This window comes from Streptomyces sp. NPDC008086 (assembly GCF_042957325.1).
In the GTDB taxonomy this organism is placed as follows: domain Bacteria; phylum Actinomycetota; class Actinomycetes; order Streptomycetales; family Streptomycetaceae; genus Streptomyces.
This window is the reverse complement of record NZ_JBIBIA010000001.1, coordinates 1-16,231: the sequence shown is the minus strand read 5'-3', so window position 1 is coordinate 16,231 and position 16,231 is coordinate 1. Positions and strand designations below refer to the sequence as shown.

General features: G+C 70.8%; 9 protein-coding genes. 3 read left to right on the top strand and 6 right to left on the bottom strand.

Annotated elements, in window-relative coordinates:
- Window positions 1–14 precede the first annotated feature (14 nt).
- On the bottom strand, window positions 15–2,237 hold the full coding sequence (locus ACFZBP_RS00045) for an NADP-dependent isocitrate dehydrogenase (RefSeq protein WP_391409061.1): 2,223 nt from the start codon (window positions 2,235–2,237) through the stop codon (window positions 15–17).
- Between the two features lie 233 nt (window positions 2,238–2,470).
- Between ACFZBP_RS00045 and ACFZBP_RS00040 the strand changes: the two genes are divergently transcribed.
- Window positions 2,471–4,039, top strand: coding sequence for a M1 family metallopeptidase (locus ACFZBP_RS00040; protein WP_383455055.1), 1,569 nt, complete (start codon window positions 2,471–2,473; stop codon window positions 4,037–4,039).
- 15 nt (window positions 4,040–4,054) lie between these two features.
- On the opposite strand, the gene ACFZBP_RS00035 is transcribed toward ACFZBP_RS00040, so the two are convergent.
- The 3 genes from ACFZBP_RS00035 to ACFZBP_RS00025 all read right to left on the bottom strand — a co-directional run bounded on the left by ACFZBP_RS00035 (window position 4,055) and on the right by ACFZBP_RS00025 (window position 7,391).
- A complete protein-coding gene (locus ACFZBP_RS00035) occupies window positions 4,055–5,149 on the bottom strand; it encodes a mechanosensitive ion channel domain-containing protein (protein ID WP_391409060.1) in 1,095 nt (364 codons plus the stop codon).
- Between the two features lie 317 nt (window positions 5,150–5,466).
- Complete coding sequence (locus ACFZBP_RS00030; protein WP_391409059.1) at window positions 5,467–6,231, bottom strand: crotonase/enoyl-CoA hydratase family protein; 765 nt, start codon at window positions 6,229–6,231, stop codon at window positions 5,467–5,469.
- A 194-nt stretch (window positions 6,232–6,425) separates the two neighbouring features.
- Window positions 6,426–7,391, bottom strand: coding sequence for a YbhN family protein (locus tag ACFZBP_RS00025; RefSeq protein WP_383455046.1), 966 nt, complete (start codon window positions 7,389–7,391; stop codon window positions 6,426–6,428).
- A 120-nt stretch (window positions 7,392–7,511) separates the two neighbouring features.
- On the opposite strand from ACFZBP_RS00025, the gene ACFZBP_RS00020 reads away from it, so the two are divergent.
- Window positions 7,512–9,416, top strand: a complete 1,905-nt coding sequence (locus ACFZBP_RS00020; RefSeq protein WP_383455043.1) for an ABC transporter ATP-binding protein — start codon at window positions 7,512–7,514, stop codon at window positions 9,414–9,416.
- A gap of 204 nt (window positions 9,417–9,620) precedes the next feature.
- A complete protein-coding gene (locus tag ACFZBP_RS00015; protein WP_391409058.1) occupies window positions 9,621–13,535 on the top strand; it encodes a glycoside hydrolase family 2 TIM barrel-domain containing protein in 3,915 nt (1,304 codons plus the stop codon).
- A gap of 55 nt (window positions 13,536–13,590) precedes the next feature.
- Here the strand turns inward: ACFZBP_RS00015 and ACFZBP_RS00010 are convergent, their stop codons facing one another.
- Together ACFZBP_RS00010 and ACFZBP_RS00005 are read right to left on the bottom strand one after the other, a co-directional pair.
- On the bottom strand, window positions 13,591–15,942 hold the full coding sequence (locus ACFZBP_RS00010) for an FtsX-like permease family protein (RefSeq protein ID WP_391409057.1): 2,352 nt from the start codon (window positions 15,940–15,942) through the stop codon (window positions 13,591–13,593).
- Window positions 15,939–16,231 (bottom strand): ATP-binding cassette domain-containing protein (locus ACFZBP_RS00005; protein ID WP_391409055.1); only part of this gene is annotated, 293 nt, incomplete at its 5' end. The genes ACFZBP_RS00005 and ACFZBP_RS00010, both read right to left, overlap by 4 nt.

Sequence of the window (16,231 nt, the reverse complement as noted above, 5' to 3'; positions counted from 1 at the left end):
TCAGCGAAGGCGCGTCAGCTCAGGGACGCCAGCGCGGCGTTCCAGGTGGCGGACGGGCGCATGACCGCGGCGGCCTTGGCCGGGTCCGGCTGGTAGTAGCCGCCGATCTCGGCAGGCTTGCCCTGGACGGCGTTCAGCTCGTCGACGATCTTCTGCTCGTTGGCCGCGAGCGTCTCGGCGAGCGGGGCGAAGGCCTTCGCCAGGTCCGCGTCGTCGGTCTGCGCGGCCAGCTCCTGCGCCCAGTACAGGGACAGGTAGAAGTGGCTGCCGCGGTTGTCGATGCCGCCGACGCGACGGGTCGGGGACTTGTCCTCGTTGAGGAAGGTCGCCGTGGCGCGGTCGAGGGTGTCGGCGAGGACCCTCGCGCGGGCGTTGCCCGTGGCCGTCGCGTACTGCTCCAGGGACGGCACCAGGGCGAAGAACTCACCGAGGGAGTCCCAGCGCAGGTAGTCCTCCTTGACCAGCTGCTGGACGTGCTTCGGCGCGGAACCGCCGGCGCCCGTCTCGAACAGGCCGCCGCCCGCCATCAGCGGGACGACCGACAGCATCTTGGCGCTGGTGCCCAGCTCCAGGATCGGGAAGAGGTCGGTGAGGTAGTCGCGCAGCACGTTGCCGGTCACCGAGATGGTGTTCTCGCCGCGGCGGATGCGCTCCACCGACAGCTTGGTGGCCTCGACCGGGGCGAGGATGCGGATGTCCAGGCCCTCGGTGTCGTGCTCCGGCAGGTAGGCGTTGACCTTGGCGATCAGGTTGGCGTCGTGCGCGCGGGTCTCGTCCAGCCAGAACACGGCCGGGTCGCCGGTGGCGCGGGCGCGGGTGACGGCCAGCTTCACCCAGTCCTTGATCGGCGCGTCCTTGGTCTGGCAGGCACGGAAGATGTCGCCCTCGGCGACCGGCTGCTCGATGACCACGTTCCCGGCCTGGTCGACCAGACGGACCGTACCGGCCGCCTTGATCTCGAAGGTCTTGTCGTGGGAGCCGTACTCCTCGGCCTTCTGCGCCATCAGGCCGACGTTCGGGACCGAGCCCATCGTCGACGGGTCGTAGGCGCCGTTGGCGCGGCAGTCGTCGATCACGGCCTGGTAGACGCCCGCGTAGGACGAGTCCGGCAGCACCGCGAGGGTGTCGGCCTCCTGGCCGTCCGGGCCCCACATGTGGCCGGAGGTGCGGATCATGGCCGGCATCGAGGCGTCGACGATCACGTCGGACGGCACGTGCAGGTTGGTGATGCCCCGGTCGGAGTCGACCATGGCCAGCTCCGGGCCCTCGGCGAGCTCGGCGTCGAAGGAGGCCTTGATCTCCTCACCGAGGTGCGGCAGGGTCTCCAGGCCCTTGAAGATGCCGCCCAGACCGTCGTTCGGGGACAGCCCGGCGCCGGCGAGGACCTCGCCGTACTTCGCGAAGGTCTTCGGGAAGAAGGCGCGCACGACGTGGCCGAAGACGATCGGGTCGGAGACCTTCATCATCGTGGCCTTGAGGTGCACGGAGAACAGCACGCCGTCGGCCTTGGCCTGGGCGATCTGCGCCGTCAGGAACTCGCGCAGCGCGGCGACGCGCATCACGGAGGCGTCGACGACCTCACCGGCGAGAACCGGTACGGACTCGCGCAGGACGGTGGTGGTGCCGTCCTCGGCGACGTGCTCGATGCGCAGCGCGCCGGCCTCGGAGATCACGGCGGACTTCTCGGTGGAGCGGAAGTCGTTCTGGCCCATGGTCGCCACGTTCGTCTTGGACTCGGGGGTCCAGGCGCCCATGCGGTGCGGGTGGGTCTTGGCGTAGTTCTTGACCGAGGCGGGGGCGCGCCGGTCGGAGTTGCCCTCACGCAGGACCGGGTTCACCGCGGAGCCCTTGACCTTGTCGTAGCGGGCCTGGATCTCCCGCTCCTCGTCGCTCTTCGGGTCGTCCGGGTAGTTCGGCAGTGCGTAGCCCTGGCCCTGGAGCTCGGCGATGGCCGCCTTGAGCTGCGGGATCGACGCCGAGATGTTCGGCAGCTTGATGATGTTGGCCTCGGGCGTCTTCGCGAGCTCACCGAGCTCGGCGAGGGCGTCCGGGATGCGCTGGTCCTCGGCCAGGTACTCCGGGAACACCGCGATGATGCGGCCGGCCAGCGAGATGTCACGCGTCTCCACGGTGACACCCGCCTGCGAGGCGTACGCCTGGACCACCGGCAGGAAGGAATACGTCGCCAGGGCCGGGGCCTCGTCAGTGTGCGTATAGATGATGGTCGAGTCAGTCACCGGGTGCTCCGCTCCACGTCTGCAACATTGCTCGACATCAAGATATCTCGTGATCGACCTGGGCTCGACAGGGGTCCGCACACGGGTGCGGGAAGTCGGCCGGGATACCGGATCCGCGCAAACGGAGTAATCGCCTCCGTGCAACCGGGTCGGCCGGTCCCGCAGTCATGGAGGGGAGATCACCGATCCGGTGGCCGGGCCTGACCATCCGGCCGCCCCAGCGAAAGCGGACCATGAGATATCGCAGCAGAGTGACGGCCCCCGCGGCCGCCCTGATCGGCACGGCAGCGGCCCTCGCCGCCGCCCCCTCCGCCCTCGCGGCACCGACGAGCACGGGGACGCCGGCCGCCAGGACCCACGGCACCCCGGGCCCCGAGACCCTCGGCGACCCCGTCTACCCGGCCCTCGGCAACGACGGCTACCGCGTCACCGCCTACCACCTCGACTTCTCCTACGACGCCACGACCCGCCTGGTCGACGCCACCGCGACCCTGAAGATCCGCACCACCCAGGCACTGAGCCGCTTCTCCCTCGACGCCCTCGGCCTCGACATCCGCTCCGTCCGCGTCGGCGGCCGTACGGCGGCCTTCGAGCAGGTGGCCGAGAAGCTGCGCGTCACGCCCGCACGGACGCTGCCGAACAGGTCCTGGGTGACCGTGTGCGTCGAGTACTCGGCGGACCCGCGTCGTATTCCGCAGCCGCACACCGGCTGGGTCGACACGCTGGACGGGTTCGCGGTCTGCTGCCAGCCGAACCTGGCCCACACGGTCTTCCCCGGCAACGACCACCCCTCCGACAAGGCCGACTTCACGTTCCGCATAACCGTCCCCGACGGCCTGCGCGGCGTGGCCACCGGCATGCTCATACGCACCGAGAGCCTCTCCGGCGGCCGTACCGCGTACACGTACCGCTCCCGCGAGCCCATGGCCACCGAACTGGTGCAGATCACGGTCGGCGACTACGTGATCAAGGACCGGCAGGGCCCGCACGGCCTCCCGCTGCGCGACGTCGTCCCGGTCGCGCGCGCCGAGGCACTGGAACCGGCGCTCGCGCTGACGCCGAACCTGGTCGAGTGGCTGGAGGCGCGACTCGGGGCCTACCCCTTCGAGACGTACGGCCTGCTGCCCTGCAACTCCGACGCTCCGAACGCCTTCGACTTCACCGGCCTGGAGACCCAGACCCTGACCATCTACAAGCCGAACTATCTGCTCCAGCCGGAGCCGAAGATCGGCTCGCACATGATGCACGAGCTGGTCCACTCCTACTTCGGCAACAGCGTCAGCCCCGCCACCTGGGCCGATCTGTGGATCAACGAGGGACACGCCGACTTCTACGGGCTGCTGTACCGCTACGAGCGCGGCTGGGCCGACTCCCTGGGTCTCACCACCATGGAAGCCCGGATGAAGGACACCTACGCCAAGGGCGACCAGTGGCGCCGCGACTCGGGGCCGGTCGCGGCGCCGAACGCGGTCAACCTCTTCGACAACCAGCGCTATCTGGGCGGCGTCCTGGTCCTGTACGCGCTGCGCAACCTCGTGGGCGAGCAGGCCTTCAACGCCCTGGAGCGCGCTTTCCTCGCCCGCTACCGCAACGCCTCGGCGTCCACGGAGGACTACATCGCCGTCGCCTCCGAGGTCTCCGGCCAGGATCTGACCGGATTCCTGCGGGACTGGCTGTACGGCACGAAGACGCCGCGGATGCCGGGGCACCCGGACTGGACGGTCACCCCGGTGAACCCGGCGCTCGCCGCGCCGCGCCGCCGTAAGGGCAGCCGCCACCACGAGAACTCGGCCACCCTGTAGGCACGTTCGGGCCGGTCAGTCGAGGCGGACGGGAGGCATCTCGTCCGCCTCCTCGGGACCGCGCTGCTGCGGGATCGCCAGCGTGCCCTGCTGGATCGCCACCGTGCGCGTCGGCGCGGGGATGCGGATGCCCTCCTTGCGGTAGCGCCGGTGCAGGCGCTTGATGAACTCGTGCTTGATCCGGTACTGGTCGCTGAACTCGCCGACGCCAAGGATCACGGTGAACCCGATCCGGGAGTCGCCGAAGGTGTGGAAGCGGATGATCGGCTCGTGGTCCGGCACCGCCCCCTCGACCTCGGCCATCACCTCGCCGATGACGTCGTTCGTCACCCGCTCGACATGGTCCAGGTCGCTGTCGTAGGCCACGCCGACCTGGACCAGGATCGTCAACTGCTGCTCGGGGCGCATGAAGTTGGTCATGTTGGTCTTCGCGAGCTCCCCGTTGGGGATCACGACCAGGTTGTTGGACAGGTTGCGGACCGTCGTCTGGCGCCAGTTGATGTCCTCGACATAGCCCTCCTCGCCGCTGCTCAACTGGATGTAGTCGCCGGGCTGGACGGTCTTGGAGGCGAGGATGTGGATGCCCGCGAAGAGGTTGGCGAGCGTGTCCTGCAGGGCGAGCGCGACCGCCAGACCGCCGACGCCCAGGGCGGTGAGCAGCGGCGCTATGGAGATGCCCAGCGTCTGGAGCACCACCAGGAAGCCGATGGCCAGGATCAGGATCCGGGTGATGTTGACGAAGATCGTGGCCGATCCGGCGACCCCGGGCCGGGACTGGGTGACCGTCCGCATCAGCCCGGCGATCCCGCGGGCCACCGCCAGGGTCACGACGAAGATCAGCAGCACCGTCAGGATCTGGTTGACGTTGTGCTGGACCGTCCGGGTCAGCGGCAGCGCCGCCCCGGCGGAGGCCGCGCCGCCGAGGAAGGCCGCCCACGGCACCACGGTCCGCAGGGTGTCCACGATCAGGTCGTCGCCGCTCCAGCGGGTGCGGTCGGCGTGCTTGCCCAGCCAGCGCAGCAGCATCCGCAGCAGGAAGGCGGCGAGCAGCCCCGCGGCCACCGCGATCCCGGCGACGACCAGGTCGTCCACGGTGAGCGCCCGGTTCACCGGTCACCTCCGGTAACCAAAGCTGCGGCGAACCCCTTCGCCGACGGCCCGATGTGAAGTCTCGTCACGTTGTCACCTGCTCGATTCCGCGATGTGCCGTCGCGCCGGCCACCCCATCCCCCGAGACCGGCACGAGGGCTCATCCTGCCGTATCGGGTACACGTGTTCGTGCCAGGAGCGTCGGCCGGACGGTCCGCATCGACCGCTTTCGGGCATTCTCCCTCGGACCGACGCTTCCCCGGAGGGTCGAACGGCCGCACGCCGGGGCTCAATCGATGCGCGACCGCGGCACACGGGGCGCACGCCCCGCTTCCTCGTCACATGTCCGTGAACGAACCATGCCGTCCGGCGCCGGAGGCGAAACGGGCCGCACCCTCCAGGCTCTCGGCCAGCACGTCCCTCCCGTGCGCGAGTTCCCCGCGCATCGCGTCCGCCTCGTCCAGCCCGTCCTGCTCCAGCACCGAGGCCCGGTCGGCGCGCAGACACGCCTGCGGGAACCGCGCGATCGTGGCGGCCAGCTCCTCCGCCTCGGCGCGGGCGCGTCCGGTCGGGACCAAGCGGCTGGCGAGCCCGATGTCGTACGCCTCACGGCCCGGTACCGCCCGGCCCGTGAGGATCAGGTCCAGCGCGCGGCTCGTGCCGATCAGCCGGGGCAGCCGTACCGTGCCGCCGTCGATCAGCGGCACGCCCCAGCGGCGGCAGAACACCCCGAAGACGGCGTCCTCCTCCACGACCCGCAGATCGCACCACAGGGCCAGCTCCAGGCCACCGGCCACGGCATGCCCGGCGACGGCCGCGATCACCGGCTTCGACAGCCGCAGCCGGGTCGGCCCCATCGGGCCGTCGCCCTCCTCGGCGACCCGGTTGCCCCGCTCGGTGCCGAGCGCCTTGAGGTCGGCTCCCGCGCAGAACGTGCCGCCCTCACCCCACAGCACGGCCACCCGCGCCTCGTCGTCCGCCTCGAACTCCCGGAAGGCGGACACGAGTTCGGCGGCCGTGGGGCCGTCGACCGCGTTGCGGACCTCGGGCCGGGAGAGGACGACGGTACTGACGTGTCCCTGGCGCTCGACACGGACCGGCATGGCGGGGCCCCTTTCGGTGGGTCGGACCCCGCACGTTATTCACCGGTCACATGGCCTGCCACCGGGGCCGGACGCTCGGATCACCGTCCACGGGGACTGGACGCTCGGATCACCGTCCCCCCCGAACCGGCCGTTCAGATCACCGTCCACCCGAACCGGCCCGCTCAGATCACCGTCCGCCCGAACCGGCCCGCTCAGATCACCTTCCACCGCACCAGCGCCCCCAACGTCAACGCCCCCGGCAGCAGTGGCAGCCACACCGTGATGATGCGGTACGCCAGGACCACCGCCGTCGCCACCGCCACCGGGCCGCCCGCCGCCACCAGCGCCAGGATCAGCGCCGCCTCCACCGAGCCGATCCCGCCCGGCGTGGGCACGAGGGCGACGGCGACGGTCGCCGCGAGGTACGCGAGCGCCATGTGGGCCGGCGGCACGTCCAGCCCCAGCGCGAGGCCGACCAGGACCAGCCCGGCCGCCTGAAGCGCCGGGAAGGCCAGGGACCCGCCCCACAGCGCCAGCGCCCGCGACGGGCGGGTGTGGACCGAGCGCGCCTCGCCCAGCGCGGTCCGCAGGAACGACAGCACGGCGGTGCGCAGCCGGCGTACCAGCGCGAAGACGGCCACCACCACGAGCGCCGCCGCACCGGCGATCAGCAGCAGCGGGCCCCAGGCGCCGTCCGGGAGGAGCGGCCCGAGCCGCAGGGCGTGCGGGAAGGCGACGAGCAGCGCGGCCAGCAGGCCCACCCGGGCCACGCTCTCCGCGAGCAGATACAGCGCCAGCGCCGCCGAGGAACGGGCGAGCGGCAGTCCGCACACCGTCATGAACCGCAGATTGACGGCGCTCGCGCCGAGCCCGGTGGGCAGCAGATGGTTGGCCGAGCCCGCCGCGAACTGCGTGACGAGCAGCCGCAGTCGGGGCAGCCGGTCGACCACGGCGCCCTGCCGGGTGACCGCCGCCGCCACCCAGGTCAGACAGGTGACGCAGGCCGCCGCGAGGAGCCAGGGCCACTTGGCCGTCGCCAGATGGCCGATGCCCTCGGCGAGCACGGCCCGGTTCCGCACCGCGACCACGGCGACGAGGACGAGCGGGAGCAGGCACAGGATCCGGCGCAGCGGGAGCCGCCCGAGCAGGCGTCCCGCGGGGAGTCGTACGGCTGTCACATTCGCAGAGGTTCCCCACACCGCGCCAACGGCGGGTTGCGGCCGTGGGGACGGCGCCTTACGGACCGGCTGCGGGCGCCTGTTGACCTCAACGTCGCTTGAGGTTCTACGGTCCTCTCCATGAGCATGGAGACCACAGCCTGGACACAGCTGTACAGCGTCATGAACGCCCAGCGGGAGCGGCGTCCGTTCGCCCGCGCCACGCTGCGCCGCATCGGCGCGTTCGCCCGCCCGCACCGCCGCAGGATCGCGCTCTTCGTCGTGCTCGGGATGATGACCGCGCTGCTCGCCGTCGCCACCCCCGTACTCGCCGGACATGTCGTCGACGCGATCGTGACGGGTGACGACGAGGGCACCGTCGTCCGCCTCGCCCTGCTGATCGCCCTGATCGCGCTCGCCGAGGCAGCCCTCGGGATCCTCGCCCGGAGGCTGTCGGCCACCCTCGGCGAGGGCCTGATCCTCGATCTGCGGACGGCTGTGTTCGATCATGTGCAGCGCATGCCGGTCGCGTTCTTCACACGTACTCGTACGGGAGCCCTCGTCTCCCGTCTCAACAACGACGTGATCGGCGCGCAGCGCGCCTTCAGCAACACCCTGTCCGGCGTGGTCAGCAACCTCGTCACGCTGCTGCTCACGGTCGCCGTCATGCTCACCCTGTCCTGGCAGATCACCCTGCTCGCCCTCGTCCTGCTGCCGGTGTTCGTCTTCCCGGCCCGGCGCATGGGGCACCGCATGGCCCGGATGCAGCGGGAGGCCGCCGGCCTCAACGCGGCGATGGGCACCCGTATGACCGAGCGCTTCTCGGCCCCCGGCGCCACCCTCGTCAAGCTCTTCGGCCGCCCGGAGGAGGAGTCGGAGGAGTTCGCGAGCCGGGCCAGGCGGGTCGCGGAGATCGGCGTACGCACCGCCACCGCGCAGTCGCTGTTCATCACCGCGCTCACCCTGGTGTCCGCCCTGGCCCTCGCCCTGGTCTACGGCCTCGGCGGCTGGTTCGCCCTGCGCGGCACGCTGGAGCCGGGCGCCGTCGTCTCGCTGGCCCTGCTGCTGACCCGTATGTACGCGCCGCTCACCGCGCTGGCCGGCGCCCGCGTCGAGGTCATGAGCGCCCTGGTCAGCTTCGAGCGGGTCTTCGAGGTGCTCGACCTCAAGCCGCTGATCGAGGAGAAACCGGACGCGAGGAAGGTCCCGGACGGCCCGGTGTCGGTGGAGTTCGACGACGTCCGCTTCGGCTACCCGTCCGCCGACAAGGTCTCCCTCGCCTCCCTGGAGGAGGTCGCGACCCTCGACACCCGCGGCGGCGCCGAGGTGCTGCACGGCGTCTCCTTCCGCGCCGAGCCCGGACAGACCGTCGCCCTGGTCGGCTCGTCCGGCGCCGGCAAGTCGACCGTCGCCCAACTGCTGCCGCGTCTCTACGACGTCGACGAGGGCGCCGTGCGCGTCGGCGGCGTGGACGTGCGCGATCTGAGCGCCGAGTCCCTGCGCTCCACCCTCGGCATGGTCACCCAGGACGGCCACCTCTTCCACGACACCGTCCGCGCCAACCTGCTGCTGGCTCGCCCCACCGCCACCGACGCCGAACTCTGGGACGCCCTGCGCCGCTCCCGCCTCGACGCCCTCGTACGGTCCCTGCCCGACGGCCTGGACACCGTGGTCGGCGAGCGCGGCTACCGGCTCTCCGGCGGCGAACGCCAGCGCATGACCATCGCCCGGCTGCTGCTCGCCCGCCAACGCGTCGTCATCCTCGACGAGGCCACCGCCCACCTCGACAACACCTCGGAGGCCGCCGTACAAGAGGCCCTCACCGAGGCCCTGGAGGGCAGGACCGCGCTCGTGATCGCCCACCGGCTGTCCACCGTGCGGGCTGCGGACCTGATCCTGGTGGTCGAGGCCGGCCGGATCGTCGAACGCGGCACGCACGACGCGCTGCTGGCGGCTGATGGACGCTATGCGGAGCTGTACCGGACGCAGTTCGAGCAGGGTCCCGGCGGGAGGGCCGAGGTCGCCTCGGCGGGGGAGGCCGCCTGACGAGCCGCGGGCGGGCGCACGGCCGCGATTCGGCCAACGTCGGCGGCAGGACTCGTCAGGAACACACAAACATCGACAGCATCATTGCTTCAGCTGTGTTCACAACCTAGTGTGCGTTCGGTTTCCCAACAGCACCGCACAGGATCTGACGTTCCCTCAAGTCACTCAGCGCTCGCGCTCTGCCGTCCCGAGGAAGGCCACGTCATGCCGCACGCTCCCGAGTCTCCTGTCGGCCACACGTCCCACCCCCAGGGCGTGCCCGTCAGCCGGCGTCGTCTTCTGGAGGGCGGGGCCGCCGTCCTCGGCGCGCTCGCCCTGTCCGGACCGCCCGCCGCCGCGGCCGACGGGACCGGGGCCGCGGCGGCCACCCCGGAGTGGAACGGGCAGATCGACCTGTTCGAGGTCGGGGCCGAGCCGCCGCACACCACGCTGATGCCTTATGCGGACGTCAGACAGGCGCTGGCCGCCGACCGCACCCGCTCGCCGTACCGCCTGAGCCTCGACGGCAAGTGGAAGTTCGCCTACGCGGACCGGCCCGACGCCCGCGACGCCGACTTCTACCGCACCGACGTCGACGACCGGGACTGGGACACCATCCCGGTCCCCTCGGTCTGGCAACTGCACGGCTACGACTTCCCGATCTACGTCAACATCACCTACCCCTACTGGGGCCCCAACGGCCTCGGCGAGGACCCGCAGCCACCCGCCGCGCCCACCCGCTACAACCCCGTCGGCCAGTACAGGCGCACCTTCACGGTCCCGAAGGACTGGTCGCGGCGGCGCACCTTCCTGCACTTCGAGGGTGTCAAGTCAGCCCACTACGTGTGGATCAACGGCGAGTTGGTGGGCTACAAGGAAGACTCCTTCACTCCCGCCGAGTACGACATCACCGAGCACCTCAGGCCCGGCACCAACCAGATCGCGGTCGAGGTGTACCGCTACTCGGACGGCGACTGGCTGGAGGACCAGGACATGATCCGGCTGAGCGGCATCTTCCGCTCGGTCTATCTGTACTCCACCCCGGTCGTGCACCTGCGGGACTTCAAGCTGGACACGCCCCTGAGCGACGGGTACAAGACGGCCGCCCTGTCGGTGACCGCGAGCGTGCGCGCCTACGCGGACGACGGCGCCGGGCGGTACACGGTCGAGACGCAGCTGTACGACGCGGCGGGGCACCCGGTCTGGTCCCGCCCTCTCCAACAGCGCGTCGACGTGGGTGCCGTCGGCGAGGACGTGACCGTGCGGGCGGAGAAGGACGTCCCCGCTCCGAAGCTCTGGTCGGCCGAGCACCCCTATCTCTACACGGCCGTCCTGCGACTGCGCGATCCGGCCGGAAGGCTGATCGAGACACTGTCCCACCGCGTCGGTCTGCGTGAGTTCGCGCTCAGGGACGGCCTGATGCGCATCAACGGCAAACCCGTCTCCTTCCGGGGCACCAACCGGCACGAGATGCACCCCGACCGCGGCATCGCGCTCACCCGCGCAGACCTGGTCGAGGACATCGAGGTCATCAAGCGGATGAACATCAACAGCGTCCGCACCTCGCACTACCCGAACAACCCTCTGTGGTACGAACTCGCCGACGAGTACGGCCTCTACCTGGTCGACGAGACCAATCTGGAGACCCACGGCATCCGCGGCGAATACCCGGGCAACCACGCCGACTGGTCCAAGGCCTGCGTGGCCCGCGCCCAGAACATGGTCCACCGCGACAAGAACCATGCCTCCGTGGTCATCTGGTCGCTCGGCAACGAGGCGGGCGGCGGCAGCACTTTCGTCGCGATGCACGACTGGATCAAGTCGTACGACACCACGCGCGTCGTCCAGTACGAGGGCGACGACCGGCCGACGGTCAGCGACATCCGCTCGGAGATGTACGACAGTCCCTCGCGCGTCGAGGCCCGGGCGAAGGACACCGCCGACACCCGACCGTACGTCATGATCGAGTACTCCCACGCGATGGGGAACTCCAACGGCAACTTCAAGAAGTACTGGGATCTGATCCGCCGCTACCCCGTCCTCCAGGGCGGCTGGATCTGGGACTTCGTCGATCAGTCACTGAGCTGGCCCACCCCAGTGCGCAAGCAGTTCACCGAGGCCGGCCCTGGTTCCCTGCGCGGCGAGATCCTCGCGCCGAGCGGCACCTTCGACCGGGTCGAAGGCGTGTCGGGCGGCACGGTCTTCGCCCGCGACCCTCGCCTGGACCTCACCGGTTCCCTCACGCTTGAGGCGTGGATCACCCCGAAGGTCCTCGGTTACCACCAGCCGATCATCGCCAAGGGCGACACCCAGTACGCCCTGAAGCAGTCCGACGAGAAGCTCGAGTTCTTCATCCACGGCGGCGGCCAGTGGATCACCGCGAGCTGGGCGCTGCCCGACGACTGGACCGGCACCGAGCATCACGTCGCGGGCGTGTTCGACGCGAACGCCGGCACAGTCACCCTCTACGTCGACGGAGCGGCGAAGGCGACCCGAACCACCACCCAGAGGCCCGCCAACAACACCGCCTCCCTCGCGCTCGCCACCGACACGGACAACCCCAGCCGGGAGTTCAGCGGCACCATCCGGCGCGCCCGCGTCTACGCCCGCGCCCTGAGCGCCGCCGAGCTGGCCTCCGACAGCCGTCGTCCCGGTGACGACGGAGTGCGCTTCTGGTTCGACGCGGCGACGGTCGCGGTCACCGAGAAGCGGCCGAAGGCGAAGACGTTCTTCGCGTACGGCGGCGACTGGGGCGACAACCCCAACGACTTCAACTTCGTCGCGGACGGCATCGTCACGGCCGACCGCCGGCACACCGGCAAGGCCGCCGAGGTCAAGCGCATCTACCAGACGATCAACGCCGCCCCGGCCTCCGGCGACCGGCTCGCGCCCGGCGCGGCCGTCACGCTCACCAACGAGAACCTGTTCACCAACCTCCGTGAGTTCGAAGGCCGTTGGGCGCTGGTCGCCGACGGCCAGGTCGTCCAGCGAGGGAAGCTGAACCGCGCCCAGCTGGACGTCGCGCCGCTGTCCGGCAAGGACGTCATCGTGCCCTTCGAGGTGCCGGGGAACCCGGCGCCGGGCACCGAGTACTTCCTGGAACTCTCCTTCACCACGAAGGAGACGACGAAATGGGCGAAGGCCGGCTTCGTGGTGGCCAAGCAGCAGCTCGCCGTCGACGCGGGCAGCCCGGCGGTGACGCCGCTGCCGCTGGACGGGGTCCCGGCGCTCACCTACGAGGACGAGGCCGAGGCCGTCACCGTCCGGGGTGAGGGCTTCTCCGTCGCCGTCGACAAGAAGCGCGGTGTCATCACGTCGTACAGGGTCCGCGGCGCTCAGCTGATCTCCTCCGGTCCCGCACCGAACTTCTGGCGGGCACCGACGGACAACGACAAGGGCAACGGCCAGCACGTACGCAACCAGACCTGGCGTGACGCCGGCGCGGAACGCGAGGTCACCGGCGTCGGGGTGCGCGGCCTGCGGGACAGGGCCGTCGAGATCAAGGTCAGCGGCACCCTGCCCACGACCACGGAATCGACGTACACCACCACCTACACGGTCTTCGGCAATGGTGAGATCAGGGTCGACAACACACTGCATCCGGGCGCGGCCTCGCTGCCCTACATCCCCGAGGTCGGCACCCTCCTCTTCCTGCCCGGCCGCCTGGACCGGCTGCACTACTACGGGCGCGGCCCCGAGGAGAACCACTGGGACCGCAACAACGGCACGGACGTGGGCCGCTACTCCGGGACCGTCTCAGGGCAGTGGGAACCCCATATCCGCCCCCAGGAGAACGGCAACAAGACCGACGTCCGTTGGGTGGCCCTGACCGGCCGTGACGGCCGTGGGCTGTTGGTCTCGGGTGAGCCGCTCCTGGAGGTCAGCGCCTCGCACTTCACGCCGGAGGACCTGTCGGTGGGCGCGCGGCACGACTACCAGCTGACACCGCGCGACGAAGTCGTCCTACGGCTCAGCCACCGGCAGATGGGAGTGGGCGGCGACAACAGCTGGGGCGCCCACACCCACGACGAGTACAAGCTGTTCGCGAACCGCGACTACTCCTACACCTACCGGCTGCGCCCCTTGACCGACCTCGACGCGGCGACGAGGGCGTCACGCAGGCCGACCGCCGCGGAGTAGCCGAAGTGAGCGGGGTCCGGGTGCGGTGCCGGGGCCCCGCCCGCTACTGCGGGAGTCACTCCGTGCGCAGGCCCTCCGGGCGCATCATCCGCAGCAGCGGCGGCAGGCTGAGCAGCGTGACCACGCCGACCACGGCCGCGCCCACGCCGGTCATGGTCAGGACGCTCGGCCAGTCCATGACCACCGGCGTACGGGTCATCTTCAACAGCACCGAACCGAGGGTGACGCCCACCGTCGTGGCCAGGATGAGGCCGAGTCCGACCGGGAGGGCCGTCTGCCACAGCACCGACAGGCTCAGCGTGCGGCGCCGCGTGCCGAAGGCGACCAGCGCGGAGAGCAGCTTCCTGCGCTCGCGCAGCTGCTCCAGCTGGGAGACCAGCAGACTCGCGCCGATCAGCGCCAGCACGAAGGCGGAGCCGACGTACAGGCCGGTGCGGATGGAGGTGTACTTCGCGTCCTCCTGGGTCGCCGACCAGGAGTAGGTGCGGGCCAGGGGATCGATCCGGGCGACGACGTTGCGTACGTACTCCCGTGAGTCGGACACCGACGGGTCCAGCCGCAGGTAGACCCCCTCCGAGAACAACGCGGGCGCGGCCTCGGCGGGCAGGGCGGCGGGGGTGACCAGCAGACCGTTGTAGTCCTGCAGCGAGTCCTTGCGAGCCTCCACGACCCGCACCTTCGCCGGTACGGTCCAGGCCGCCTCTATGCCGCGTTCGGTGGTGTCACCGCTGTACGACGGGTCGATGTAGAGCTTCCGACCGGGCTTGACCCTCGCGATCTCGTCCGCGTTGCCGGGGGAGCCGTAGTGACTCCGCGTCCGCGTGACGAACACGTCGCCGTCCTCGCACGAAGGCAGCGTGGCGAGTTCGCGCAGGGCGGCGCAGTCGCCCACGGTCAGGCCGTTGGTGTTCTCCGGGTCACGACGCGCGTCCCCGTACTGCAGGTTGGCCAGGTTCACCGCGGCCCGCACCCCCTTGGTGCCGCTGAACTCGCGCTCGATACCGGACAGCGGCTCGCGGTCGCTGAAGGCGACCTCCATCTGGACCCGGCCGGGGTCCTCGCCGGTCGCCTTCGTGTACTGGCTCTGTGTTCCCGTGAACAGCATCTGCAGGGCGATCGCTCCGGCCACGGCGACGGCGATGCCGTTGACCATGCGCGCGGCGGTTCCGCTGCTCAACTGCAGCCGCCGTACCGCGAGCTGCCAGGACAGCGCGCCCTTGCCGAGGCGGACGACGACCGCCTCCACGACCCAGGGGAGCAGCGCGGTGATGCCGACCAGCAGCAGCAGTACGCCGCCGATGACGAGGTACTTGTTGAAGTCGCCGTTCGTGCGGCCCTTGCCGATCATCGGGTAGAGCATCGCGAGGCCGGCCAGCGGCGGCAGCAGGCGCCACCACAGCCGGCGGCGGCGCTGCCTGGCCGCGCGCACGACGCCGAGCGGTTCCACCACCACGCCGCGCATCGCGAGCAGCGTGACGAGTACGGCGGCGACCGGGACCGCCACCGCGACCAGCGCGGCGAGCGCGGGCGAGGGATCGAGGTAGCTGGGCCAGACGCTCACGCCCAGCACCTCGGTGGCGCCCAGCGTCTGACGGCCCAGGAGGAAGAAGCCGCTACCGACGACCAGGCCGAGCAGGGCGCCGGCGAGTGCCTCGCCCGCCGCGATCCGCCGGGTCATGTGGCTGTCCGAGCCGACCAGGCGCAGCGCGGCCAGCCGTCGGTCGCGGCGCTCGCCACCGAAACGGACGGCGGCGGCGATGAACACGGCGACCGGGGTCAGCAGCACCACGAACACGACCAGGACCATGAGCAGCAGCACCGGATCGGTCTCGCCGGGTTTCTCGTCCGGCTTGCCGTACTCGGTCAGCCGGTGCACCGGGGAGAACTCCGTGAGTCTCAGCCCCGAGGCACCCGCGTAGTAGGCCAGTTCATGGGAGCCGATGAGCCCGCTCTCACCGATCGTGCCGGTGATCCTGTAGGGCAGTCGCTCACGCAGCAGCTCGGTGCCGCCCGAGGCGAGCAGGTCCCGCAGCGCGGGGGAGACCACCATCTCGCCCTTGCCCGGGAAGCGGTCGACCCCCGGGGGCAGCGGCGCCCGCCCGCCCTCGGGTTCGAGCAACCGGCCGCGGATGTCGTCGTCGCGCCAGGTGGTGTCGGTGTCGGCGATCAGGAAGGTGTTGTCGGCCTTCGGCGGGGTCTTCTCGGAGTACGCGTAGTCGAAGCGGGCGTCCTCCACCTTGGCGCGGGCGGCGAACACGTTGGGCAGGGCGGTGCACAGCAGGAGCAGCGCCACGCCGAGGCCGACGCCGACGGCGGTGAGGGTCATCCGGACCCAGCCCTCGCGTCCGCCGGTGACGGCGAAGCGGGCGCCCATGGCCAGGTCTGTGGCCCACTGGCGAACACTCATACGGCGCGCTCCAGGTCGCGGGACCTGCCGTCGCGGACGACGATCTCGCGGTCGGCGTAGGCGGCCACCCGCGTCTCGTGGGTGACGAGGACGACGGCGGCGTTGGTCGACCGTGCGGCCTCCGTCAGCAGCTCCATCACGCGTTCGCCGTTGAGGGAGTCGAGCGCGCCGGTGGGTTCGTCGGCGAACAACAGGCGCGGGTCGGTGACCAGCGCACGGGCGACGGCGACGCGCTGCCCCTGACCGCCGGAGACCTCACCGGGTCGCTTCTTGCGCAGGTCGTCGACCT